The following is a 23248-nucleotide window of genomic DNA, read 5'->3' on the forward strand; positions in this document are numbered from 1 at the left end:
TCAACCCCGCGCGCCGCGTTGGCGCAGCCGGTCGATATAGATGGCGAGCACGATCACGATGCCTTTGATGATCAATTGCCAATAGTAGGGTACGCTCAGCAGCGTTAAGCCGTTGCTGAGCGTTCCCATGAAGAGAGCGCCGAACAGGCTGCCCACGATGGTTCCCATGCCTCCGGCCAGGCTGGTTCCGCCCAGCACGACGGCGGCGATCGCGTCCAACTCGTAGCCGGAACCGACATTCGGCTGCCCCGACAGCAAACGCGCCGACAAAATGACTCCGGCGATGCCCGAGCAGATTCCGCTGATCGTGTACACCCAGGTCATGCGGGGAACGACCCGGATCCCCGTCAAGAACGCCGCTTCCGAATTGCCGCCGATCATATAGACGTTTCTTCCGAAGACGGTATACTTCAGGATGACGAAAAATACGGCATACACGAGCAGCATGATGACGATCGGAATCGGAACGGGACCCAAATAGCCTTGCCCCATCTTGATGAACGATCCGTCGTTCAGGATCAGCGGGTAGCCGCCCGTCACCACGTAGGCGATCCCTCTGAGGTAGGTCATGCTGCCCAAGGTGACGATAATGGCCGGAAGCTTGGTTTTGGCGGTCAACACGCCGTTGACGTATCCGGCGGCGGCGCCGACCAGCGTCCCCAGAAGCATCGCCGGCAACGCCGGCATCCATTGGGAGAAATAAACGCCGCTGACGCCGGCCAACGCGACGATCGCGCCGACCGACAAGTCGATTCCCCCGGTCAAAATGACGAACGTCATTCCGGCGGCAAGGATCGCGTTAATGGCGGTCTGCCGCAGCATGTTCATCATGTTGGACCAGGTCAGGAAATTCTCGTCCATGACCGCGAACAAGGCGCTGATGATCAGGACGACGATCACGATGCCCATTTTGTCCATGATACCGCGCCAGTTCAGCCTCGCGGCGCCTTCCCGGCCGGTTTCCGTCATTGCAGGATTTCCATTCACGATACTTGCCCCCCTGTCGCATGCATCATGATCGTTTCCTCGTGGATGTCGCCGCCCTGCAGTTCGGCGACCAACCGGCCTTGCCGCATGACGTAGACGCGATCCGAGATTCCGATCACTTCCGGCAAATCGGAAGACACGACGATCAGGCCGAGGCCTTCGGCCGCCATCTCCCGAATAATCGTATAAATTTCCTCTTTCGCTCCGACATCCACGCCGCGCGTCGGTTCATCGAGCAGCAGCACCCTGGGCGACAGCGATAGCCAGCGGGCCAGGATCGCCTTCTGTTGGTTGCCGCCGCTCAAATTGACGATGCGGTTCCGCAACGACGCGGTTTTGACGCCCAACCTTTCCCGGCTCTCTTGTTCCAGTGCTTCCTTCTGCTTCATGCGGATCCATCCGGCGGCCGACAGGTCCTTCAGGCGCAGGACGCTCATGTTCTCCCCGACGCCCATCTGCAGGAACAGAGCTTGCTCTTTCCGGCTTTCGGGCACGAGCGCGATGCCGCGCCGGATCGCGTCCCGCGGGGAATCAAGCGACACCGGTTCTCCCTCCAGGCGGATATCGCCTTTCGCGGCGCGGGTCGCTCCGAACAGCGTCATGAGCACCTCGGAGCGCCCGGATCCGACCAGGCCGGCGATGCCGACGATCTCGCCGGCATTCAGGCGGAGCGACACGTCCCAAAAACGCTTCCCGTCCGACAAACCGGTGACGCCCAGCAGCGGAGCTTCCCGGCCGGAGGGCAGTTCCCCCTCCCGCTTGCCGGCCAATACGGATACGTCCCGACCCACCATCAGCCGGACCAATTCCTTGTCGCTTGTTTCCCGGGTCTCCAAAGTCCGGATCCACTGCCCGTCTCTCAATACGGTGCACCGGTCGGAAATTTCGAAAATTTCCTCCATCCGGTGCGAAATGTAGATGATGCCGACCCCTCGGCTCTTCAGCAGTCGAATGAGCGCGAACAGCCGGTCGATTTCTTTGCCGGTCAGAGTCGCGCTGGGTTCGTCCATGATGATGACGTCCGCCTGAATCGACAGCGCCCTGGCGATTTCCACGATCTGCTGCTGGGCGACGCTTAACTCCCCGACCTTCCGCTTCGGATCGAGGTCCGAACCGATCGAGGACAACAATTCCCGCGAACGCTCGTACATGCGCTCCCACCGAATGAAGCCGAGCCGGTTGCGCGGCAGCGTTGTGCCCATCAGCACGTTCTCCGCGACCGACAGGCTCGGCGCGAGCTTCAGTTCCTGGTGAATGATGCTGATCCCGCTCGCCCGAGCCTGCTGGGGGTTGCTCCACTTGGTCGGCTGCCCCCTGTAAACGATCTCTCCCTCGTCCGGCGAGTAAATGCCGCCGATGATTTTCATCAGCGTCGATTTGCCGGCGCCGTTCTCTCCGACCAGCGCGTGAACCTCTCCCTTGCGCAGCTCGAAATGGACGCCGGACAAGGATTTCACTCCCGGAAACGATTTCGAAATATTCCGCAGCAGAAGAACCTCCGAAGGGTTCATGTGCTTCTCCTCCATCTCTCTGGGAAACGCCGGAGGCGGCTTGCGCCGCCTCCGGGATCATGCCGCAGTGCTTTGTGCCTCGAATCAGAATTCCGGCGTAAAGGAAGACAGCGTTTCTTTCGAGACGGAATCGACGGGGATGAGCACCGTGCGTTCCACCTGCTTGCCCGCCAGCAAATCCTTCGCCAATTCGATCGCCTTCACGACTTGCGCCTTCGGGTGCTGGGCCGACGTCTCGCCGAACATGTCGTCCTTCTTGATGAATTCCACCGCGTCCTTGGAGCCGTCGACCGATACGAAGAAGAAGTCGGAACGGTTGGCCGCTTTCGCCGCCAAATAGGCGCCGATCGTCGTCGGGTCGTTCACGCCGAACACGGCGTCGATCGTGCCTTCTTTATGGGAGGCGAGAATATTCTCGAACACCTTGTACGAATCGTCGCGGTTCAGCTTGCCGTTCTGGTCTTCGATGATCTTGATGTCGGGATGGTCTTTGATCGCTTCCTTAAAGCCTTCCACCCGGTCGAAAACCGAGGTGATCGGGTTGCCGTTGACCAAGACGACGTTGCCTTTGCCGTTCAGCCGCTTGACGAGGTACTCGCCCGCCAGCTTGCCGGCTTGCTTGTTATCGGACATGATCGTCGAGGTGACGCCCCCGTCGGCGTCGACGTCCACCGCGATGATCGGAATGCCCGCGTCGGCCGCCTCTTTGACCGCCCCGGCAATCCCCTTGGAGTCGACCGCGTTGACGAGAATCAGATCCACTTTCTTCTGGATGAAGGTCTCGATTTGCGCCTGCTGCTTGGCCAAATCGAATTCGGCGCCTTCGGTGATCGCCTCGAAGCCTTCCTTTTTCGCGACTTCTTCCAGCGATTCCTTGTAGGCCACGAAATAAGGGTTATCCAACGTCATGACGGTCATGGCCACCGTCTTCAGCTTCTTCTCTCCACCGCCCGCGGAAGATGGCGAAGCGGACGCGGCCGAAGGCGACGCGCTCTGCGACGGACTTTCGGAAGCCTCTTTATTGCCGCCGCAAGCAGCCAGCATGGATGTCAGCAATGCCAATACGAGTGCCATCGCGTAAAATTTCGATTTTCTCAACCGGTTTGCCTCCCCGAAATTATGGTTGCCAATTCTCGGGTTCGGAAGCGCGAGGTTCGGTCCAAAGTCCTCCCGTTTTATACTGGGCGAGATTGCTCTGATCGACGACGACGGAGGGAGTCTCCAGGTAGGGCTCGATCGATTGGCCTTCCAGAAGCTTGTGCATTTGTTCCATGGCGACTTCCCCGATCTTCTCCGGAAACGCCGCCAGCGTAGCGGTCAGGTTGCCTTTCTCGATCTCGTCCATGGCGTTCGGATTCCCGTCGATGCCGATCGTGTAGACGTTCCTGCGTTTGCTTCTGGCGGCAATCGAGGCCCCGATCGCCATCTCGTCGTTGACGCCGAGAATGAGGTCCAAATCCGGATGCTCATCCAGCGCGTCGGACGCGATGGTGATGCTCTTGTCGCGCACCCAGTCCGCCGCTTGCTCGCCCACGATTCGGATGCCCGGAAACGATTTCAACGCTTCGTAAAACCCTTGGGTTCGAAGGGTGTCATGATAGCCGGGAACTCCCCGAACGATGAACACCTTCCCTTTGCCTTTCAAAAGACGCGCCGCGTACTCCCCGACTCGGAAGCCGGCTTTGAATTGGTTGTAACCCACGTACCCGGCGATCTTGCCGCCCCTTTGCGGGGTCAGGCTGTTGAAAACCACGAGCGGAATGCCGGCCTCGTTCGCTTTTCGAATGGAAGGGGCGAGCACTTTGTCGTCGATCGCGCAGAACAGGATCCCGTCCACTTTTTTGGAAATAAAGTTTTCGAAAATGGCGACTTGTCCGTTAAAATCCGTCTCGGCCGGAGGCGCCTGCGCTTCCAGCTTCAATTCGTACTTCTCGCCGGTCTGCGCGGCGCTTTGCGCGGCTTGGGAATAGAACGGGCTGGTCATGCCGGACGGCAAGTAGGCGATGACCTTCTCCGTCCGCGCGCCGCCGTCGGCGCCGTCCGCCGCTTCTGCCAGAGGATGCGGGCTGGGCGAACACGAGACCGCCGCCGTCGCCGCCAAGATCAGGCACGCGGCCGCCCGCAATTGACGAATGGTTTTCAATTTCAGACCCCTCCTTTATGCCTTTTTCGCCGATGCCGACTGCCGCATGGCCTACCTTCATGGCGCGTCCCCCCTTTGGCTGCCCTGTAAGCGGTTTCCCGCTCGTTATTATAAGGCGGCTTAGGCGGGGAGACGAAGGCAGGCTAACGGCTTTTGTTGTTGAACTTTCAGGGTTTCTACCGGACAAAAAAGCATAAAATCAAACGGATTTCACCCTATTTTTAAACCCGGTCTTTCTTCTCCACAGACCCGGATTGATTTTTAAACTCCGACGGGGTCATATTCGTGTACTTACGAAACAACTGGCTGAAATAGCGGGCATCGGGGATGCCGACCTGTTCCGCCACCCAATAGCTTTTGCCGTTCCCGGCGGAAAGCAGCTTCTTGGCTTCCTCCATCCGGTGTTCGTTGAGCAATTCCGTAAACGTTTTGCCGGTGCTTCGCTTGATCAGCCGGCTTAAGTAGTTCCCGGACAAATGGACGGATTCCGCCGCGCCCGTAAGCGAAGCGTCCGGATCGCGGAAATGCCGTTTGATATACTGAGCCACTTGCAGGATCACCTGCTGATGTTGGCCGGACAGCGACGATTTGTACGGAGCGATCATGCGCCCGTAAATCGCCGTCAACCGCTCTTTGATATCCGGAAGGGATTGGAGCGCGAGAATCGAACGGGCCTCCTTCTCCCATAACGGCTTATCCGCTTCCGGCTGCAGATGGGGAATGATGTACAAAATCCACTTGCATACCTCGAATTTGGCTTCGTCCGGATCGGTCCGCTCCTTGACGAACTCCTCGAACCAGACGTCCAGCCAATAGGCCAGGCGTTCCTCATCGCCCTTGAGGATAACCTCCAACAGCAGCTCCGCTTTGTTCGGCTTCAAGCCGAGGGAAGGACCGTCGTCCGCAGCGGCAGTCGGAGCGGCCTCGACGGGCGCGGTGAAAATCGATCCTTTTCCGTAATAGAACGACTGCTCGAGCGCTTTGAGACTTTCCGCGTATTGCCGATGAAGCTCGCCGGTCCCCCGCTGCACGGAGCTGATGCCGATGGATACCGTCATGTCCAGGAGCTGGCGGTGCCAGAACTGGATTTCCTCCGCCCACTCGCTCGTTTGACGCTGAAGCTCCTCCGGATCCGGCCCGGCGACGACGACCGCGATCTTGTCGAAGATGGGCAGCACGTCCGGCGGCAAGTCCAGCTTCAGCTTCCGGCGGATCAACTCGGCGCTCCGCTCCATGATCGGAGCTGCTGCCGCGCCGTTCTCGAAATTCAGCATCATCACGGAGTAACAGAGCCGGGGATCGATTCTCGCCGGCGTCTCAGGCGCCCCTCGAACGAGAAGGGACAGCATTTCCTGCTCTCTTCCCTTGTCCGGAGCCGTCGCCGGGGCGGCGGCCGACGCGCCCCAGGCCGCCCTCTCCCCTTCGATCCGATGGATGCATTTCAGCACCGCCCGTACGACTTCGTTCGGATCCGTCGGTTTAACCAGGTAATCCACCGCCCCGAGCTCGATCGCTTTATGCGCGTACTCGAAGTTCCGGTATGCCGACAGGAACACGACCTTGACGGACATCCCGGTCCGGTTCAGCATGTCCATCAGCGCCAATCCGTCCAAGCCGGGCATGACGATATCCGAAATCAGAATATCCGGCCGGATGCGTTCCAACTCCCGGACCGCGGTTACCGCCGTATCCCATTCTCCCGCGATCTCGCAATCCAGGCCGTTCCAGTCGATAATCGAACGCAGCCCTTCGCGCACAAAGGGTTGATCGTCCAGCAAGCATACCTTGTACATGTCATGCTTCCTCCCGTTCCCGAATCGGCAAATCCAGCACGACGACCGTGCCTTTTCCTTCGATGCTCTTGACCTGCAGATACCCTTCCTCGCCGTATACGGCTTGCAAGCGCCGCGCGATGTTGACGAGACCGACTCCCGTTCTCTCCCGCTCGCCAGCCGGCAATTCCGATTCCCACGAGGATAGGCCCGGGCGGGAGCCGATCGCGGCCAGCACGTCATGAAGCCGTTCCGCGGGCATGCCATGGCCGTTGTCTTCGACACGGATCATCAGCCGATCGGCGGACACGACGGATTTGATGCGGATTTCCCCGGCTTCGATATAGCGGAAACCGTGCTTGATGGCGTTTTCCACCAACGGTTGGAGCAGCAATTTGGGGATGGGCAGCTCCGCGCCGCGGATATCGATTTCTTCGGTCAAACGGATTCGTCCGCCGAACTTCTTGCTCATGATCTTGAAGTAATCCCGAACGTAAGCCGTCTCTTGCGAGACGGGCACCATTTTCTCGTCCATGCGCATGTTCGCTTCCATGAGCCGGGAAAGCGACTGGACGACTTCGCTGATTTCCTCCTGTTTCGCCATCAGCGCCTTCCAGTTCAGCAAATCCAAGACGTTGAACAGGAAATGCGGGTTAATCTGGGCTTGAAGCGCTTTCAATTCGGACTCCCGCCGAAAGATCGTTTCCTTGTACACCTTGTTGATCAGCTCGTCGATGCGCCGGACCATATGTTCGAACGAATTTTCCAGAAAAGCGATCTCGTTGGTGGTCACCGGCGCGCCCGGCATGTTCAGCTCGGGAGCCCCGACGGTGCGCATTTGCCGCGCCAGCCGATTGATCGGCTTGGAGATCGAACGGGCCATGGCCAGCGAAGTCATGAAACCGAGCAGCAGAATGACGAGCGTCAGCACGATTTGGCTTTTGCCGTATTCCAGCACGTAGGCCGAAAACGTCACTTTCGGCGCCTGCAGATGCAGGTTCCATTGCAACACGGTTACGGTGCGTTCCGTCCGAATGGAGCTGCCGGTCCTGGCCGGCCGCCAGATTTGGCCAAGCTGCCGAGGATCGGTCGAGGATAGGATCACGCCCTCCTGATTCGTCAATACGTAATCCATGCTTGCCGTTAGATCGTCCTGGTTCAACACGTCCGTCAGGAACTTTCGGTTGATCTTGACGACCATGAGCGCGACGGCCCTGCGTTTGGAGTCCATCACGATTTTCGAGCCGTTGATCGTGTTGTTGGCCTTCTCGAAGACGACCCAGTCGAGCTTCTGGTTCAGATTGTTGATGTAGAAGTACGGAGATTTGAACACGTCGGGGATCGGCTTGGAAGCGGGGCTGATCCAGAGGTCGCCGTTGTAGAAATAAAAATCGACGGCTTCCACGTACGGATTCAAGGAGATCAACTGGTTCACCTTGCCGGAGATGTACTGCTGCGTAGTCTGCCGGTCGGCGTCTCCGCCCTCGTTATAAGTTCCCAGCAGTTCGTTCAGATACATGTCGAATAGCGCGCTTTGGATCGTATTGTCCAGCTCGTCGATGCTCCGCCAGATCTTGAGACTGATCAAATCCCCGATATGGTCCATGTAATCCTTCGTTTTCAAATCCAGCGTTTCCCGGGAGGTAAAATAAGAGGCGGAATAGAAGCATCCGACGAGCAGCGTGACAAGCAAACAATAAAGGATCAGCAGCTTCTTGTAGAATGTCGTGTCTTTCCAAGCCGGAATCGCAGGAAGTTTGTTAAGCACGTTCCCCCTCATTTCCGTAAGCGATTTTTATCCTATTATAGCGAAAAACGCAAAAACCGCTCGACATTCGTCGAACGGTCCCGTTTCCAAACCCCAGCTTCGGGATCATATCGACAATCGACATGACAGAAGCTGCCGTCGAATCCGACGGCAGCTTCCGCGTTTTTCGCTTATAGTTCCAGGGTCATAAACACGCTGTTGGGATCTTCCCCATAGTCCGCGAACGGCCCGCAGAGCTGAAAGCCGTAGCGGGCGTACAGCCTTCTGGCCGGCTCGAACGCTTCCATCGACCCGGTCTCCAGGCTGACCCGCTTGTATCCGCGCCGCTTCGCTTCCTCCAGGATACGTTCGAGCAAACGCGAAGCCACGTCTCGGCGCAAGCGGCTGGGGGCGGTTTTCATGGACTTGATTTCCCCATGCACTCCGTCCAGCTCTTTGAGCGCGCCGATACCGGCCAGCTCGCCCCGCTCCCAAGCGCTCCAGAAGGTGACGTCCGGCCGTTTCAGCCGGTCCGCGTCCAGCGCGTGCACGCTTTCCGGCGGGGAGAGCTCGAACATGCTCCGCAGATGGTCCGCGATCAGCGCCCGTACCTCGGGCCCGTTCAGATCGTCCTGTCTGATTTCCATCGGATATCCCCCGTCTCGGCCGCGATCCCCGTGCGCCGCCGCTTCAGCCCAATTGCTGCTTCAGTTCCTCCGGCGAACGGTCCCACCATTCGGCGTTGTGCTCGATCAGCAGCTTTTTCAGCGCGGCTTTCTCTTCCGTTCCGATGTTGTCGAGCTTGAATTTGCGCTTGATCGCGGCGTCCAGCCGGTTCACGTGGTCGGCCAGAATCTTCCACCCGCGGCGGGCTTCTTCGTCGATCAGCATCTCGCAGGAAGCGACTCCCGCATAGTAGCTGCCCTCTTCATTGCGGTCGACCGCTACCCACACGACCCAGCAAGGCCGTCCGTTCGGCACTTCTTCCTTGTTCGGCGAGAATTTGACTCCCCGCTCGACCCGGCTTTTCGCGTGCATCGCCCCGGCATCGATATAAGCCTCACCGCGGTCGATGATCACGCAAGCTACGTCGCTCAAGTCGATCGAACCCGCTCCGAACCCTTTGTGCGGTTTGTTGCTCACGACATTCAGCGAAAGCTTCCTTTTCTCCGCCGGCTTTTCCTGATTGTCCATGACGGTCTTCAACCTCCGTTAAAAAAACGGGCCAAGAATCCCCTTTCCAAGGGCCCCCCACCCGTTCCGATTATGCGAACAAACGTTCTATTGTTTTTAGGTAATCCGATAACCAACATCATACCAAAACCGAAAACATAAGTCTATTCTTTTCGCGGGTTTTTGTGCAAAATGGGTACTGGCGCCAATCGATCGTGGAAAAGGGAGGAAGCGGTTTGAGTCAAACGCAAGAGCTAGAAGACGCACCGGACATGTACCGCGAGGAAAGCGGACGGCTGAGGCAGACGCTGGAGGAAATCGAGCGGCAGCGCTCCGAGATCGGGCCCGTCTATCACGGTCCCGATTTCGTGGAACAGCTGCTGGAGGAGAAACGGGAAGAAGCTCGCCAACGGCTGGCGCTGCTCGGAACCGAGCCGTATTTCGGGCGGCTGGATTTCCGCGAGAAGGGGCGCCCCGAGCCCAATCCGCTCTATATCGGCAAGCGGGGCTTGGACCGCAAGGAAAGCGGAGAGCCGTACATCATCGATTGGAGGGCCCCGGTGGCCAGTCTGTTCTATTCGTTCACCAGCGGCGTGGAGCCGGTCTCCTACGAAGCCCCCGAGGGAACGATCGAAGGGGACGTCCATCGCAAGCGGAACCTGCAAATCCGTGACCGAACGTTGCAGCGGGTGGTCGAAAGTTACGTACGGGGCGGGGAAAACCTCGGCGTCAGCGACGAGTTCCTGCTCTACCGGTTGGGAGAACGCAAGGACAACCGGCTGCGGGACATCGTCTCCACGATCCAGTCGGAACAGGACAAAATCATCCGCGCCCCCCGGAACCTGGCCATGATCATCCAAGGCGCCGCGGGATCGGGCAAAACGACGGTCGCCCTGCACCGACTCGCCTTCTTGCTGTACCAATACAAGGAGCAGATGAAAGCGGAACGGATGATCATTTTCGCTCCGAACTCGATGTTCCTTGATTATATCTCGGGCGTTCTGCCCGAGCTCGGCGTCGGGAACGTTCGGCAGACCACGTTCGCCGACTGGGCGCTGGAAAAGCTGGAGGACACGGTCCGGCTGGCGGAGCAGACGGGGGAAGGAGCCCGCTGGTTCTCGGTCGGCCGGGAACGCCCGGCGATCGACGACGATCGGACGCCCGAACGGTTCAAGGGCTCCTTGCGCTTCAAGGAGTGGCTGACGGAGGAGCTCGACCGATTCGAGCGGGACTACCTGCCGGACGCGGATTTCGAGGCTTGGGAGCGAAGAACGCTGCCGGCCCGGCAAATCCGGGAATGGTTCGACGTCGAGTACCGCCATTATCCGCTCGCCGTCCGGCGCGAGCGGCTGGTCGCCCGGATCAACCGCTGGCTCGAGATGCAGCTGAAGGAGATCGGGGACGCCAAAATCCGCAAAGATCGGACGAAAACCGGACGGCAGCGCTTGAAGGCGTACGAGAAGAAGCTGCCCGCGGCGGACGCGTATTCGTTCTACCGGTCCTTATTCGACCGAAAGGCCGATGGACTGCCGCCCGAAATCGCGGAACGCACGAATGCTTATATGAAGAAAGGCGCCGCCAAACCCGAAGATTTACCGGCGCTCCTCTGGATCCGTCTCCGGTTCCGGGGCCGGGAGGAGACGTTCGACCACGTCGTGCTGGACGAGGCCCAGGACGTGCCGCCGCTGCAGATCGCCGTGCTGAACGAAATGATGAGCGAACCTTCCTTCACGATCCTGGGAGACTTGGCGCAAGGCATCCATGCCTATCGGGGCATCCGGCGGTGGGAGGAACTGGCCGCCGTGTTCCCGGAAGATCGGAACGCCTACCATGAGCTTCGCATGAGTTACCGGTCGACGCTCGAAATCATCGAATTCGCCAACCGCATCCTGCCGTTCACCGAGACTTCGCTGCCGCCGGCCCAGCCGGTTTTCCGAAGCGGAGATCCCGTCAAAATCGTCGAAACGCTGACGGACGCGGAGAAAATTCGGTACATTACCGAGTTCATCGCCGAAGGCCGCGGCCGGGACATGCAGACGATCGCCGTCATCGCCCGCACGGACGAGCATTGCCGCCGGCTGGCGGGCGAGCTGGAGCGGACCGGCCTCGAGGTCCGCCTCATCGCCGAAGGCCAGACCCGGTACGGCGGCGGCGTGTCCGTCGTGCCGGTCTACCTCGCGAAGGGCCTGGAGTTCGACGCCGTGCTGATCGCCGACGCCGACGACGCGCATTACGCCGCGGACCCGCAGGACGCGAAGCTGCTCTACGTCGCCTGCACGCGCGCCCTGCACCGGTTGACGCTGCTCTACGAAGGAACGCTCACCCCGCTCGTGAGCGCGACTTCATAACCGTTCAGCGACGATATCGTGAAACACGAACCGAAAGCCGCGTCTCTCCGACCTATGGAGGGACGCGGCTTTCTCCTCAATACTCAGGCTCGAGCAGCCCGCGAATGGCCGGATCGACGATTCTCGTTTCCCGAGGCGTGAAATAAACGTTCGTCCCGTCATCGGCGATGGGGAAGGCATAGGCAATCGGACCGTTCGCGTAAAACACCATCTGCCGGTAATCCGGATCGCGGTCTTTCGTTTGCGGAACGTAACCGGGTTTGTCTTCGCCTTCGTCCAGCAGCCGCACGAACCGCGCCATGTCGTCTCCGATCAGCGTCCTGTAGGGCGCCGTCGCTTCGAACCCTTCATACAGCTCGATCCGCTCGATGCCGGCTTTCGCGATTTCGTCGTATCGTCCGCCCGTCATCGTTTTCCTGAACCCGTCTTCCGCGTAAATCCGGAAGCCGCCGATTTTCGTTTCGTCCTTGGCCGCGATCAGCTCGTCGCTCCCGAAACCCTTCACGCGGTACAGTTCCGTGCCTTTCGCCAAAAAAGCGGCGTCCCCGTCCTTCGTGCGGTATTCCGGGTTCGTCACCACGTCCGCCACCTTGAACCTGACTTTGCCGACGACCTGATCCGTTACGTCTTTCGGATTACGAATCACGCCTTCCCACATTCCGGTATACGATTTTCCGTTCAACTTCACGAAATCGACCCAGTCGATCTCCGCATTCCCCTTGATCGGGTTATCTTGCATGTTCGAACAGCCGTACAAGAACAGGACGGCCATCAGCACGCCAAGCCATCGTAGCCTCATGTCGATCCCCCCTCTCCATACAGACGACTCCGGCCTCCAATAAGTTCCAGTTAACCCAACAACCCGTCCCTCCCGTAAGACAGGCAGATATAATCGACGGACAACCCGCATATAGATGTCCGTAGATGCTTGTCAACGGGAGGTTATCCGTTATGCCGAAGCGCCGTACGTTACGCCTGCTTCTATTCGCCGCCGCCGCGTGTATCCTGGCTTTATCCATCCGGTACGGATTCGCCGAGGCATGGCAGGCCCAATATGCCTGGCCGGCGGCCGCCTCGGCGCTGGAGACGGCCCCGGCCTCCTCCGCCCCCAAACCCGCTCAACCGGAAGCCGCCCCGCTGCAGCCGAAACCGATCGTGTACAGCCAGCGCATCACCGAATACCACCTCTCGGTGAAGCTCGAAGACGGCGGCACGCTGACGGGGCAGGAGAGTGTGACTTGGAAAAATCCCGGGCGCAAATCGGTGTCCGACCTCTACTTCCACCTCTATCCGAACGCCTTCTCTCCCGGCAGCACGTTTCTCAAGGAGTCCGGCGGGCAGCTCCGGGGCGACAAGATGCCTGCCGGCGGCTACGGATCCATGGAACTGGCAACCTTGACGACCGAGCAAGGCGAGACGCTGCTGCCCCGCCTGCACTACGTACAGCCGGACGACGGCAACAAGTCGGACCGGACGCTGGCCACGCTTCGCCTCCCCGAAGCCGTTCCTCCTGGCGGCTCCGTTACGCTCAAAGTGGGCTTCAAGGTCAAGCTCCCCCCCGTTTTCGCCCGCATGGGAACCGCCGGCGACTTCGTCATGGCCGGACAATGGTTCCCGAAAGTGGCGGTCTACGAAACGGCCGGCACCCGGGGCCGGGCGGCGGAAGGCTGGAATCTCCATCAATACCACGGCAATTCGGAGTTTTATTCGGACTTCGGCATTTACAGCGTCAAAATCGACGTTCCGGAAACTTACACGGTAGCCGCGACCGGCTTCCAGACCAAACCCGCGTCCGTCTCGAAGGGGCGCAAAATCTACCATTATTACGCAGACGACGTGCACGACTTCGCCTGGTCCGCTTCGCCGCGGTTCGTCTACGCCGAGGAATCCTTGTCGTCGCCGGGCGTTCCGGGCGTCCGCATCCGGCTCTACCTGGATCCCCTTCACGAAAATTTGAAGGACCGCTACATGCACGCCGCCAAATCCGCGCTGTCCAAGCTGGGTGCCTGGTACGGGGAGTATCCCTACTCCACGCTGTCCGTCATCGTTCCGCCGGCCGGAGGCAACGGGGCAGGCGGCATGGAATATCCGACGCTCGTGACGGCGGAGGCCGCCAAGTCCGAAAATCCCGGATACAGCCTGGAACGCACACTGGTCCATGAAATCGCCCATCAATACTGGTACGGAATGGTCGCCTCCAACGAATTCGAAGAGGCTTGGCTGGACGAAGGTTTCACCTCTTACACGGAAGACAAGTTGATGTCGTCCATCTACGGCGTCGTGCCCAACACGCCGGTGGAGGCCAGCTACATGACCCACCCCGAGCCGCTGCGCCAGTTCGCTTGGCGATACCGGGAACCGGACGGCTACGCGGACAACGTTTACTTGCGGGCCAAGCTGGTGCTGACCGCGATGGAACGGCAGGTCGGCAGCAAAACGATGAACAAGATTTTGCGGACGTATTTCCAGAAATACCGCTTCAAGCACCCTTCCTCGTCCGACTTCCAGAAGGTCGTCGAGTCCGTAACGAAAACGAAGTGGAGCGATTTCTTCGGCGCTTACGTGTACCGGGGAGAGATGGCCGACTTCACCGTCGAGGCCGCCGACTCTTTCAAGACCGGCCAAGGGGAATACCGCAATACGGTCATGCTCACCCGCGCCGGGGGCAGCCCGCAGCCGGTCGGCGTGCTGCTCGGCTACGCGGACGGCCATACCGAGCGCAAGACGTGGGACGGTGCCCAGAACCACGTCCAGATCCAGACGGATTCGGCTTCCCGGCTCCTTTACGCGGCCGTCGACCCGGAATTGTCCGCCGTGCTGGACAATCGGCGATTCAACAACTTCCTGAAAACCGAAGTTCCGTCGAAGCAAAGGATCAAATGGACGGCCGGCCTGACACAAGCGCTCGAAAGCGTGTTCGGCACATTCGCATGGTGAGGTGAACGATCGTGAAGGCATGGCTTGGCAAGGGATGGGACATGACCGTCCGGCATAAATATGTAGGGCTGCTCCTCTTTCTGTACCGCCTGCTATGGGGGTTCTTCCTGTTCCGTCTCGTCGATTCCGTCGTGACGCCGATTCTCGCGCGGTACCCGGATCTCCATCCGAACGCGAACGCGATTCCGATCTTCCTAATCGAAGCGGAATTCCGGCTGCTGCGAACCGATCTGATGGATTCCCTGCTCTGGCTGCTCGCCGGGCTTCTGATCCTCCGGATGATCATTTCGCCCGTGATCGACGCGGGGTTGTTCTACTCCTTCCATCATGCCGGGGAAGGAGGCGGCGGCACTCGAATGCTGGCCGGCATCCGCTCGTCGTGGAAACCGGTCGTGCTGCTGTACGCGGCGGAGAACGCCCTCATCCTGCTGCCCGCCCTGCGGCTCATCCCGATGGCGAAGGAACGGTTCCTTGCCAGCGGTTCGGCCGGCGACTGGCTCCAAGACCTGCTCCCTTACGCCGCCGGGTGGCTGGTCTGGGGCTTCGCGGTCCACCTCGCGTTCCGCTGCATGCAATTCGGAGCCGTCAGCAGACTCGGCGTCCTCCGGGGAATGTCCCGCGCGCTGGGGCGGGCGGTCCCGCTCCTGGCCGTCTCGCTGGCGATGGCGGGGATCGGCTTCGCCGCTTCCGCCGCGGTATCCGCCTTCACCGTCGTCTGGTCCGGCTTCGCCGCCGTCGTGATCCACCAATCGTTCCATTTCGTCCGCTCCCTGCTGGCCCTCTGGACCGCCGCTTCCCAATTTTCGGTCTGGAGGGAGCTGGAGAGCTGAAACGCCGGCGGATTTCGACAAACGGATTCGCCCGGCAATCCCATCCGCACAATCCCCGTCCTTCGGCCATCGCATGGCCTGGGGCGGGGGTTGCGCGTTTTTCGGAGGGTGACGGCGCAGCGGGGATCCAGGCGGGGAGAGCGGCGAATCGGGACGAAGATTAAGGAATTCTAATCCAGAATGAGCAGGAAGTCCGTCGAACGAAGCGAATATGTAAGGCTGTGTGAAAAAATTGCCGAATTCCCGTGTTTCGGGAAACGGGGGAACCACTCTGGGTGAATTGGCTTCGCAAGACAGGAGCCATAGGGAACCTTCAACCGAACCCTCCAGCTAACCTCGCAGGCATTTGGAAGGAGACACCAGCTTTGCGCAAGTTCACCGTCATGCTGCTTTCTCTTGCTTTTTTGCTTGCTTTCCAGGTCGGAAGCGCATTCGCCGATTCGAAATTGGACGAGACGATCTCCAAAGTGATCGGCGTCGATTACGATTACGGCGGAACGACCACGAGCGGGTTCGATTGCTCCGGTTTTACGGGCTACGTATTCAAGAAACTCGGCATCGAGCTTCCCCGCAGTTCGAAGGAACAGTTCAAGAAGGGCCAGAAAGTCGCCAAAGCCGACCTTCGCCCCGGCGATCTCGTATTCTTCAACACGGACGGACACGGCGTATCCCACGTAGGCATCTACGTCGGAGATAACAAATTCGCCCACTCCTCCACCTCCAAGGGCGTCACGATTACGTCCCTGGACGAGAGTTACTACGCCAAACGTTATGTCGGAGCCCGCCGCGTCATGGATACCGACACCTATCAAGAAGTCGCGACCGATCCCGAAGTCGCCGCGGCCGCGGAAGAGCCGGAAGCCTGATCGGCCCCGCGCGCGAAAGAACCCCGCCTTCCTCCGGAGGGCGGGGTTTTCTTTCGCCGCAGCGATCAGTCGAACAAATCGCCGAATACGTCGAGCACGCTTTTCTTTTTCTTGTACTTCGGATGCCCGTGAGGGTGGCTGCCATAATAAGGCTGCTGCTGTTTCGGGGGATACGGAGGCTGCGGCGCGGGACGTCCGGCGTCTCCGCTTCCGTAATACCATTCGTTATACGATTGGCGGACTTCCCTTACGCCCTCCATAAGCTTTTCCAGCTCTCCCCGATCCAGCCATACCCCTTTGCAGGACGGGCATACGTCGATCAAAATCCCGTCTTTCTCGACTTCCCTCATTCGGACCTCATTACATACCGGACAATTCAAACCCATCATCCCCTCCCATGCCAGCTTTCCCTCGTTCCTTACGCGGCAAACCGCATCCGGTTTCGGTCCTTCGCGAACCTTCCAAGATTTTAAAATCTACCTTAACTTTTATTAAGATTTCCATAAATCGCTAGGCATTTCCCTCGCAATGGAAGATAATTGGAAATGGACGGCCTTCCCGAAGCCGGTCCAATACGCAGAAGGAGTGAACGTTTTTTGGCACGCAAACGCGGTACGAGTCGGTTTCTGGCGATCGCCATGACCGCGGCTCTGCTGGCAGGCTGCTCCATGAAGTCCGGAGACACGCCAAGCCAAGCGGAACCGGTCGTTATCAAGGTCATGTATTACGATGAGAGGTCGTTCTTCGACCAATACGGCATGCTGTTCTCGGCGCTCCACCCCGATGTGGAGATCGAGGTCGTCAATACGCAAAGCGTGAAGTACGAGCCGGGCAAGGACATGGACAAGGCCATGATGGAGTTCATCGAACAGCAGAAGCCGGACATCATGATGCTGTCTGCCGACCAATACACGAAAATGGCCGAGGACGGCAAGCTGCTGGAGCTGGACAGCCGGATCGAGGAGAAAGGGTTCAAGAAAGAAGGCCTCATGCCCGGCATGCTCGATTACTTGAAAGATTTGAGCGGAGGAAAGCTGTACGGCCTCGTCCCGGACTTCTACGGCCGGGTGGTCTACTATAACAAGGATCTGTTCGAAAAACACCACGTCGACCTTCCGAAGGACAAAATGAGCTGGGACGAGCTGCTTCGGCTCGCCGCCATGTTCCCGACCGACGGCTCCAAGGATAACCGGGTCTACGGTATGAGCATGAACTACGGGGGGCTCGATCTCTATCAGCTCGCCAACATGATCGGCGTTACGCAAAACCTCAATATCGTCGATGCGACCGCCAAGCAAGTGACGATCAATTCCGACGCCTGGAAGAAAGTGTTCGGCACGGCGCTGAACGCGATGAAATCGGGCGCGCTCTATACGGAGAGTCCGAATATGAACGGACCGATGCAGTACGAGGATTATTTGCTGCAGAATCCGTTTATCGCGGGCAAGGCGGCCATGACCATCGAAGGCAACTATTTGATGGGGGAAATCAAGCAGGCGCAGGAAGTCGTGAAGGACAAGGCGATCAAAAACTGGGACATCGTGACGATGCCCGTCGATCCGGCCAATCCGGACGTCAGTCCGAACGTTTCGCTGAACAACATTTTCGCCGTTTCCGCCCAGAGCGGCCAGATCGAAGCCTCTTGGAAATTCCTAAGCTATATCACGAGCGACGAGTTCGCCCGGGTGACCTCCAAGCGGCAGACCGGGTCGATGCCGGTCCGCACCCAGTACCTGAAAGACGACGCCGGGCACCATTTCGAGGCGTTCTATTCCTTGAAGCCGGTTCAGCCGGCGATGTACAAAAGCTACAGCAAGCTTCCGGACGATTTCTTCATGAAGTTCCAGGAGATGGCCCAGCAGGAGATGCAGGCCGCCTCCTCCGGCCAGAAATCGTTGGACGAAGCGTTAAACGATCTCCAGACGAAAGCCCAGGAGGCGCTTGCGGCCGCACCGCCGAAAGAGTCGCCGTCGCCCTCCCCGGCGGCGTCCGGAGGCTGAAGAACCTCGCTTCATGAACAAACGGGAAGAGGGGCCTCGCCGGGAAAACGGCAGGCCCCTCTTCTCCATTACGCCGAGTTTCCCGTCATTCCTCTCCCGATAACGGATCCTCCGACGGTTTACGGCGCGACTTGCTGTCCGCCAGCTGGTAGTTGACCTGCTGAACGCCCGGGATCAGACGCAGTTCCCCGATGATCTCGGGGTGCTTCTCCAGCATCATGTTCTTCACCTTCAACTGCAGCTGAAGGATCGGTCCTCCCGGTATTCCCGCGTCCGTATCGGACGAGACGCCCGTGACCGACGCGCCTAACGGGGACATGATCCCCATCACGTGCCGGATAATGCCGCCGGTCTCCTGAAGGACCACCGTCACCTCGGCCATCCTCCGCTTGCCGGAGAACGACTTCTCGAGCTTGTTCAGCACGAACAGGCAGACGAGCACGAGAAACGCGGTGAGCAGCGCCCCGTAATAGAAACCCGCCCCGATCGCGAGACCCAGCGCGGCTACGACCCACAGGGAAGCCGCGGTCGTCAGGCCCGAGATGGAATTGCCGTTGCGCAGAATCGTTCCCGCGCCCAGAAACCCGATGCCGCTGATCACTTGGGCGGCCAGACGCGCCGGATCGGCGCGGACGTTGGCCTCGCCCACGAAGGCGCTGAATCCGTAGATGGATAGCAGCATGATCAGCGCCGAGCCCAAACAGACGAGAATATGCGTGCGGAATCCGGCGGAGTGCTGCCCGTATTCCCGCTCCAGACCGATTAATCCGCCTACGACGAGCGCGAACAGAATCCGCATCGTGAGCTCCCAATGACTGATCTGCCATACGGCCGGGTTGGACATCCAGGCGTCGCCTCCTAAAGTTTTCAAGGAGATTTGATGACCGTAGTATAGGTGGAATGGAATTCGGAAGTCAATGCCAAGTCTCCTTGTTGTTTGTCGATTTCGGTCGTTTAGCGCCTCCGCGCCGTTTCCTCGTTTACATGCCGTGTCAGATTTTGATAGGATGGTAAAGGATCAAACATACGGTTCACAATGAAGATGAGGAGGCTGTTTCGATTGGCACAAAAAATCAAAGCAGGAATCGTCGGGTACGGAAATTTGGGGAAAGGCGTGCGGAAAGCGATCGCCCAAAACCCCGATTTCGAGCTCGTCGCCGTTTTTACGCGCAGACCGCCCGAACAGATGCAAGCCGCAGAAGGCGTCCGTTTCGAGCATATTTCCGCGGCTGAACAATATAAAGGAAAAATCGACGTCATGATCCTGTGCGGGGGATCGGCCACGGACCTTCCCGAGCAGACGCCGCAAATGGCCGCCATGTTCAACACGGTGGACAGTTTCGACACCCACGCGAAAATCCCCGAGTTTTTCGACGCCGTCAACCGAACGGCCCGGCAAGCGGGTACGCTCAGCGTGATTTCCACCGGCTGGGACCCGGGGTTGTTCTCGTTGAACCGCATGCTGGCGGAAGCCATTCTGCCGGAAGGCAAAGACTATACGTTCTGGGGCAAAGGCGTCAGCCAAGGCCATTCCGACGCCATCCGCCGCGTACCGGGCGTTAAGGCCGGCGTACAGTATACCGTGCCGGTGCAGGAAGCGATCGACCGGATCCGGTCCGGGGAGACGCCCGAACTGGCCACGCGCGAGAAGCATCTTCGGCAATGCTTCGTCGTGCCGGAAGAAGGCGCGGATCTGGAGAAAATCCGGCACGAGATCGTCTCGATGCCGAACTATTTCTCGGACTACGATACGACGGTTGCCTTCATCTCGGAAGAGCAGCTTCGCAAAGAGCACCAGGGAATGCCCCACGGCGGTTTCGTCATCCGCAGCGGGGTCACCGGGGAAGGAACGAAACAGCTCATCGAATTCCGCTTGCAGCTGGAGAGCAACCCGGAATTCACCGCCAGCGTGCTGGTCGCCTACGCGAGAGCGGCCGTCCGCCTCAGCGGCGAAGGACATACCGGCGCCAAAACCGTCTTCGACATCGCGCCCGGCTACCTCTCGCCCAAATCTCCCGAGGAGCTCCGCCGCGAATTGCTGTAATCCGATCGGCATCTCCATCCGAACCGCCATCCCCGGCGGTTCGGTTTTTTATTGTTTTTTTGGAGATTGGGAATCAAAATTTATTTCCATCCACCCAAAGTTTGTGTATAATCTACAATTATTAAGTATAAAAATGCAAAAAAACTGTTTCAAAGTACAAAACGAAGGAGTAGATGCCCCATGCCCTCCACGCTCACCGGCTCGGAGCAAGCAGCCGAGCAGTACGTATCGTCCGTTTATGAGTCCGTGATCCGCCGCAATCCGCACGAGAGCGAATTCCACCAGGCCGTCAAAGAAATCCTCGATTCCTTGATCCCCGTCTTCGCCAGACACCCTAAGTATATGAAACACGGCATTCTGGAAAGAATCGTGGAACCGGAGCGGATGATCACCTTCCGCGTCCCGTGGGTGGACGACAACGGCAACGTGCAGGTGAACCGCGGCTTCCGCGTTCAGTTCAACAGCGCCATCGGCCCGTATAAGGGAGGACTGCGCTTCCATCCTTCCGTCAACGCGAGCATCATCAAATTTCTCGGCTTCGAGCAAATTTTCAAAAACTCGCTCACCGGCCAGCCGATCGGCGGCGGCAAAGGCGGTTCCGATTTCGATCCCAAAGGGAAGTCCGATCGGGAGATCATGCGGTTTACCCAGAGCTTCATGACCGAGCTGTATAAATACATCGGACCGGACGAGGACGTGCCGGCCGGCGACATCGGCGTCGGAGCCCGGGAGATCGGCTATATGTTCGGCCAGTACAAGCGGATCCGCGGCGGCTACGAAGCCGGCGTTCTGACCGGCAAAGGCATCGTCTACGGCGGCAGCTTGACCCGGACGGAAGCGACGGGCTACGGATGCGTCTACTTCGTGAACGAAATGCTGGAGTCCCGGGGACTGAGCTTCCAAGGCAGCACGGTGGTCGTCTCCGGTTCGGGCAACGTATCCATCTACGCGATGGACAAAGCGACGCAGCTTGGAGCCAAAGTCGTCGCTTGCAGCGATTCCGACGGCTACGTGTACGATCCGCACGGAATCAACCTCAACACCGTCAAACGGTTGAAGGAAATCGAGCGCAAGCGGATCCGGGAGTACGTCGACGAGCATCCCCACGCCGTATACACGGAAGGCTGCCAAGGCATCTGGTCCCTCCCGTGCGATATCGCCCTTCCTTGCGCCACGCAGAACGAAATCGACGCCGATTCCGCCAAAATGCTGGTCGAGAACGGAGTCAAAGCCGTCGGCGAAGGCGCCAACATGCCTTCCACCCTGGAAGCGATCGACGTGTTCCTGAAAAACCGCGTTCTGTTCGGACCGGCCAAGGCTGCCAACGCCGGCGGCGTTGCCGTATCCGCTCTCGAGATGTCCCAGAACAGCATGCGGCAGTCCTGGACGTTCGAAGAGGTGGACGCCAAGCTTCACAGCATCATGAAGAACATTTACCAGAACAGCGTGAAGGCTTCCGAAGCCTACGGTCTGCCCGGCAATCTGGTGGCGGGAGCCAATATCGCCGGTTTCGTGCGGGTCGCCGAAGCCATGCTCGCGCAAGGCGTCGTATAAAAATTCGAATAAACGGGCGATCCCTCGCGAGCCTTGTTTATCCACAGGAAACAAAAAGACACGAACCCTTGAAACATCCGGGTTCGTGTCTTTTTCGCTCTATCTGCCTGCTATGCTTCCATGACGATATTTTTGCGCGAGCTGCGGGAAGCCAAGGCGGCTGCCCATACGATGACCAGCAGCAGCAAGATGCCGAACGCCGCGAACAGCCAGCGGGTCATGTCTTCCTGGAAACGGTCGAGAAACCAGCCGGTCAGCTTCGGCAGCAGCGCGCCGCCGATTCCGCCCGCGGCCATCAGCAGGCTGGTCGTCCGCTCCGTGATGCCGGGGACGGCCCGGTTGGCGAACACGAGGGCGATGGAGAACATGCCCGACATGGCCAGCCCGGACACGGCCGTCAGCACGAGCGTCGAAGTCACGCCGGAGAATCCCGTCATCAGCAGGAAGCACACCGCGTTCACCGCGCACATGGAGACGAGGTAAGCCGCTCCGCCGAATCGGTCCGCCGCGTGTCCGGCCACCATCCGGCCGACGGTCATGGCGGTCCAATATAGGCTGATCGAGAGGGACGCCTCCGCGTCGGACAGTCCATTCGTCTGCACCATGAGCGACGGCAAATAATGGACGAAGCTCATCTCGAAGCCGACGTAGACGAGAAAGAACAGGATGCAGACGCCCAGCGTCCAGCCGACTGTTCCCCGCGCGGGGCGGATCGTGCGGATTTCCCGCTCCTGGCTTGCGGAATCGGCCGGCGCTTGGGCGGACGCGCTCGACGAATCCAGGATTTTCGGCCACAATAGAGTCCAAGCGAGGAAGGTCGCGGCGGCGAATATCGATACCGCCACGAACGACATCCGCCACCAGCCGTTCGCAATCAGCCAAGAGCCGAGAAACGGCATCAGCAAAGCCCCGGCCCCGAAGAAAACCTCGATGCGGCTCATCGCTTTGTTCGCGTTGCCGGCGGCGGCCACGATGACGAAGGAACCGACCGTCGTTTCCGTCAAGCCGAAGCCGAGCCCGGTCAAGGGACCAAGCGCCAGCATCACGGGCCATGGCGGGTGCATCGCGTAGACCGCCTGCATCACGGCGATCAAGACAAGCGCCGACAACAGCGGCACTTTCCGGCCGAATCGCCGAATCAACCAAGGGGCGGCCAGCGTGCCGGTCATGCCGCCGAGGAACTGGTGCATGACCAGCTGCCCCCCGTCCCCGTATAACACGCCGTATGCGTGTACCATCGGCTCCATCACGGTGCCGATGACCAGTTGGGCCAGCCCGACCATCAAATATGCCATGCTGCCCAGGAAGATCAGCCGAGCCATCCGTTCGATCGCAT

The 23248-nt window shown here is 59.3% G+C and carries 19 protein-coding genes and 1 riboswitch; of the genes, 7 read left to right on the forward strand and 12 right to left on the reverse strand.

Annotation, left to right across the window (positions count from 1 at the left end):
- The 8 genes from PTZ19_RS22365 to PTZ19_RS22400 all read right to left on the reverse strand — a co-directional run bounded on the left by PTZ19_RS22365 (nucleotide 1) and on the right by PTZ19_RS22400 (nucleotide 9354).
- On the reverse strand, nucleotides 1–987 hold the full coding sequence (locus PTZ19_RS22365; RefSeq protein ID WP_276357858.1) for an ABC transporter permease: 987 nt from the start codon (nucleotides 985–987) through the stop codon (nucleotides 1–3).
- Entirely contained in the window at nucleotides 984–2498 is a 1515-nt protein-coding gene (locus PTZ19_RS22370; protein ID WP_276357859.1) for a sugar ABC transporter ATP-binding protein, read from the reverse strand. Before PTZ19_RS22370 ends, PTZ19_RS22365 begins: the two co-directional genes overlap by 4 nt.
- Nucleotides 2499–2582: 84 nt before the next feature.
- Nucleotides 2583–3596 (reverse strand): substrate-binding domain-containing protein, encoded by a 1014-nt coding sequence (locus PTZ19_RS22375; RefSeq protein WP_276357860.1) that lies wholly within the window; start codon nucleotides 3594–3596, stop codon nucleotides 2583–2585.
- Between the two features lie 19 nt (nucleotides 3597–3615).
- The gene (locus PTZ19_RS22380; protein ID WP_276357861.1) at nucleotides 3616–4641 is read right to left on the reverse strand and encodes a sugar ABC transporter substrate-binding protein; all 1026 of its coding nucleotides are present in this window, start codon (nucleotides 4639–4641) and stop codon (nucleotides 3616–3618) included.
- A 221-nt stretch (nucleotides 4642–4862) separates the two neighbouring features.
- The gene (locus PTZ19_RS22385; RefSeq protein WP_276357862.1) at nucleotides 4863–6434 is read right to left on the reverse strand and encodes a response regulator; all 1572 of its coding nucleotides are present in this window, start codon (nucleotides 6432–6434) and stop codon (nucleotides 4863–4865) included.
- A gap of 1 nt (nucleotide 6435) precedes the next feature.
- Nucleotides 6436–8181, reverse strand: a complete 1746-nt coding sequence (locus PTZ19_RS22390; protein ID WP_276357863.1) for a sensor histidine kinase — start codon at nucleotides 8179–8181, stop codon at nucleotides 6436–6438.
- A gap of 170 nt (nucleotides 8182–8351) precedes the next feature.
- A complete protein-coding gene (locus PTZ19_RS22395) occupies nucleotides 8352–8807 on the reverse strand; it encodes a GNAT family N-acetyltransferase (protein WP_276357864.1) in 456 nt (151 codons plus the stop codon).
- A gap of 43 nt (nucleotides 8808–8850) precedes the next feature.
- A complete protein-coding gene (locus tag PTZ19_RS22400; RefSeq protein WP_276357865.1) occupies nucleotides 8851–9354 on the reverse strand; it encodes a YwhD family protein in 504 nt (167 codons plus the stop codon).
- Between the two features lie 215 nt (nucleotides 9355–9569).
- Here PTZ19_RS22400 and PTZ19_RS22405 point away from each other — a divergent pair, with 215 nt between their 5' ends.
- Nucleotides 9570–11681 carry a HelD family protein gene (locus PTZ19_RS22405; RefSeq protein ID WP_339329353.1) on the forward strand — a complete coding sequence of 704 codons (2112 nt, stop codon included), beginning with the start codon at nucleotides 9570–9572 and terminating at the stop codon, nucleotides 11679–11681.
- Nucleotides 11682–11757: 76 nt separating this feature from the next.
- On the opposite strand, the gene PTZ19_RS22410 is transcribed toward PTZ19_RS22405, so the two are convergent.
- On the reverse strand, nucleotides 11758–12480 hold the full coding sequence (locus PTZ19_RS22410; RefSeq protein WP_276357866.1) for a hypothetical protein: 723 nt from the start codon (nucleotides 12478–12480) through the stop codon (nucleotides 11758–11760).
- 152 nt (nucleotides 12481–12632) lie between these two features.
- On the opposite strand from PTZ19_RS22410, the gene PTZ19_RS22415 reads away from it, so the two are divergent.
- The 3 genes from PTZ19_RS22415 to PTZ19_RS22425 all read left to right on the forward strand — a co-directional run bounded on the left by PTZ19_RS22415 (nucleotide 12633) and on the right by PTZ19_RS22425 (nucleotide 16314).
- Nucleotides 12633–14618 (forward strand): M1 family metallopeptidase, encoded by a 1986-nt coding sequence (locus PTZ19_RS22415; protein WP_276357867.1) that lies wholly within the window; start codon nucleotides 12633–12635, stop codon nucleotides 14616–14618.
- Between the two features lie 11 nt (nucleotides 14619–14629).
- On the forward strand, nucleotides 14630–15448 hold the full coding sequence (locus PTZ19_RS22420; protein ID WP_276357868.1) for a hypothetical protein: 819 nt from the start codon (nucleotides 14630–14632) through the stop codon (nucleotides 15446–15448).
- A 223-nt stretch (nucleotides 15449–15671) separates the two neighbouring features.
- Nucleotides 15672–15808, forward strand: a riboswitch (cyclic di-AMP (ydaO/yuaA leader).
- A 5-nt stretch (nucleotides 15809–15813) separates the two neighbouring features.
- Nucleotides 15814–16314: a C40 family peptidase gene (locus tag PTZ19_RS22425; RefSeq protein WP_276357869.1), complete on the forward strand. Its 501-nt coding sequence runs from the start codon at nucleotides 15814–15816 to the stop codon at nucleotides 16312–16314.
- 65 nt (nucleotides 16315–16379) lie between these two features.
- On the opposite strand, the gene PTZ19_RS22430 is transcribed toward PTZ19_RS22425, so the two are convergent.
- Nucleotides 16380–16694, reverse strand: coding sequence for a TFIIB-type zinc ribbon-containing protein (locus tag PTZ19_RS22430; protein ID WP_276357903.1), 315 nt, complete (start codon nucleotides 16692–16694; stop codon nucleotides 16380–16382).
- A gap of 216 nt (nucleotides 16695–16910) precedes the next feature.
- Here PTZ19_RS22430 and PTZ19_RS22435 point away from each other — a divergent pair, with 216 nt between their 5' ends.
- A complete protein-coding gene (locus tag PTZ19_RS22435; protein ID WP_276357870.1) occupies nucleotides 16911–18314 on the forward strand; it encodes an ABC transporter substrate-binding protein in 1404 nt (467 codons plus the stop codon).
- Nucleotides 18315–18399: 85 nt separating this feature from the next.
- On the opposite strand, the gene PTZ19_RS22440 is transcribed toward PTZ19_RS22435, so the two are convergent.
- Nucleotides 18400–19158 carry an MgtC/SapB family protein gene (locus PTZ19_RS22440; RefSeq protein WP_276357871.1) on the reverse strand — a complete coding sequence of 253 codons (759 nt, stop codon included), beginning with the start codon at nucleotides 19156–19158 and terminating at the stop codon, nucleotides 18400–18402.
- 198 nt (nucleotides 19159–19356) lie between these two features.
- On the opposite strand from PTZ19_RS22440, the gene PTZ19_RS22445 reads away from it, so the two are divergent.
- Nucleotides 19357–20358 carry a diaminopimelate dehydrogenase gene (locus PTZ19_RS22445; protein WP_422615033.1) on the forward strand — a complete coding sequence of 334 codons (1002 nt, stop codon included), beginning with the start codon at nucleotides 19357–19359 and terminating at the stop codon, nucleotides 20356–20358.
- A 180-nt stretch (nucleotides 20359–20538) separates the two neighbouring features.
- Nucleotides 20539–21912: an NADP-specific glutamate dehydrogenase gene (gdhA, locus tag PTZ19_RS22450; RefSeq protein ID WP_276357873.1), complete on the forward strand. Its 1374-nt coding sequence runs from the start codon at nucleotides 20539–20541 to the stop codon at nucleotides 21910–21912.
- 110 nt (nucleotides 21913–22022) lie between these two features.
- On the opposite strand, the gene PTZ19_RS22455 is transcribed toward gdhA, so the two are convergent.
- Entirely contained in the window at nucleotides 22023–23234 is a 1212-nt protein-coding gene (locus tag PTZ19_RS22455; RefSeq protein ID WP_276357874.1) for an MFS transporter, read from the reverse strand.
- Nucleotides 23235–23248 lie beyond the last annotated feature (14 nt).

The organism is Cohnella caldifontis (assembly GCF_029360585.1).
Lineage (GTDB): Bacteria > Bacillota > Bacilli > Paenibacillales > Paenibacillaceae > Cohnella > Cohnella caldifontis.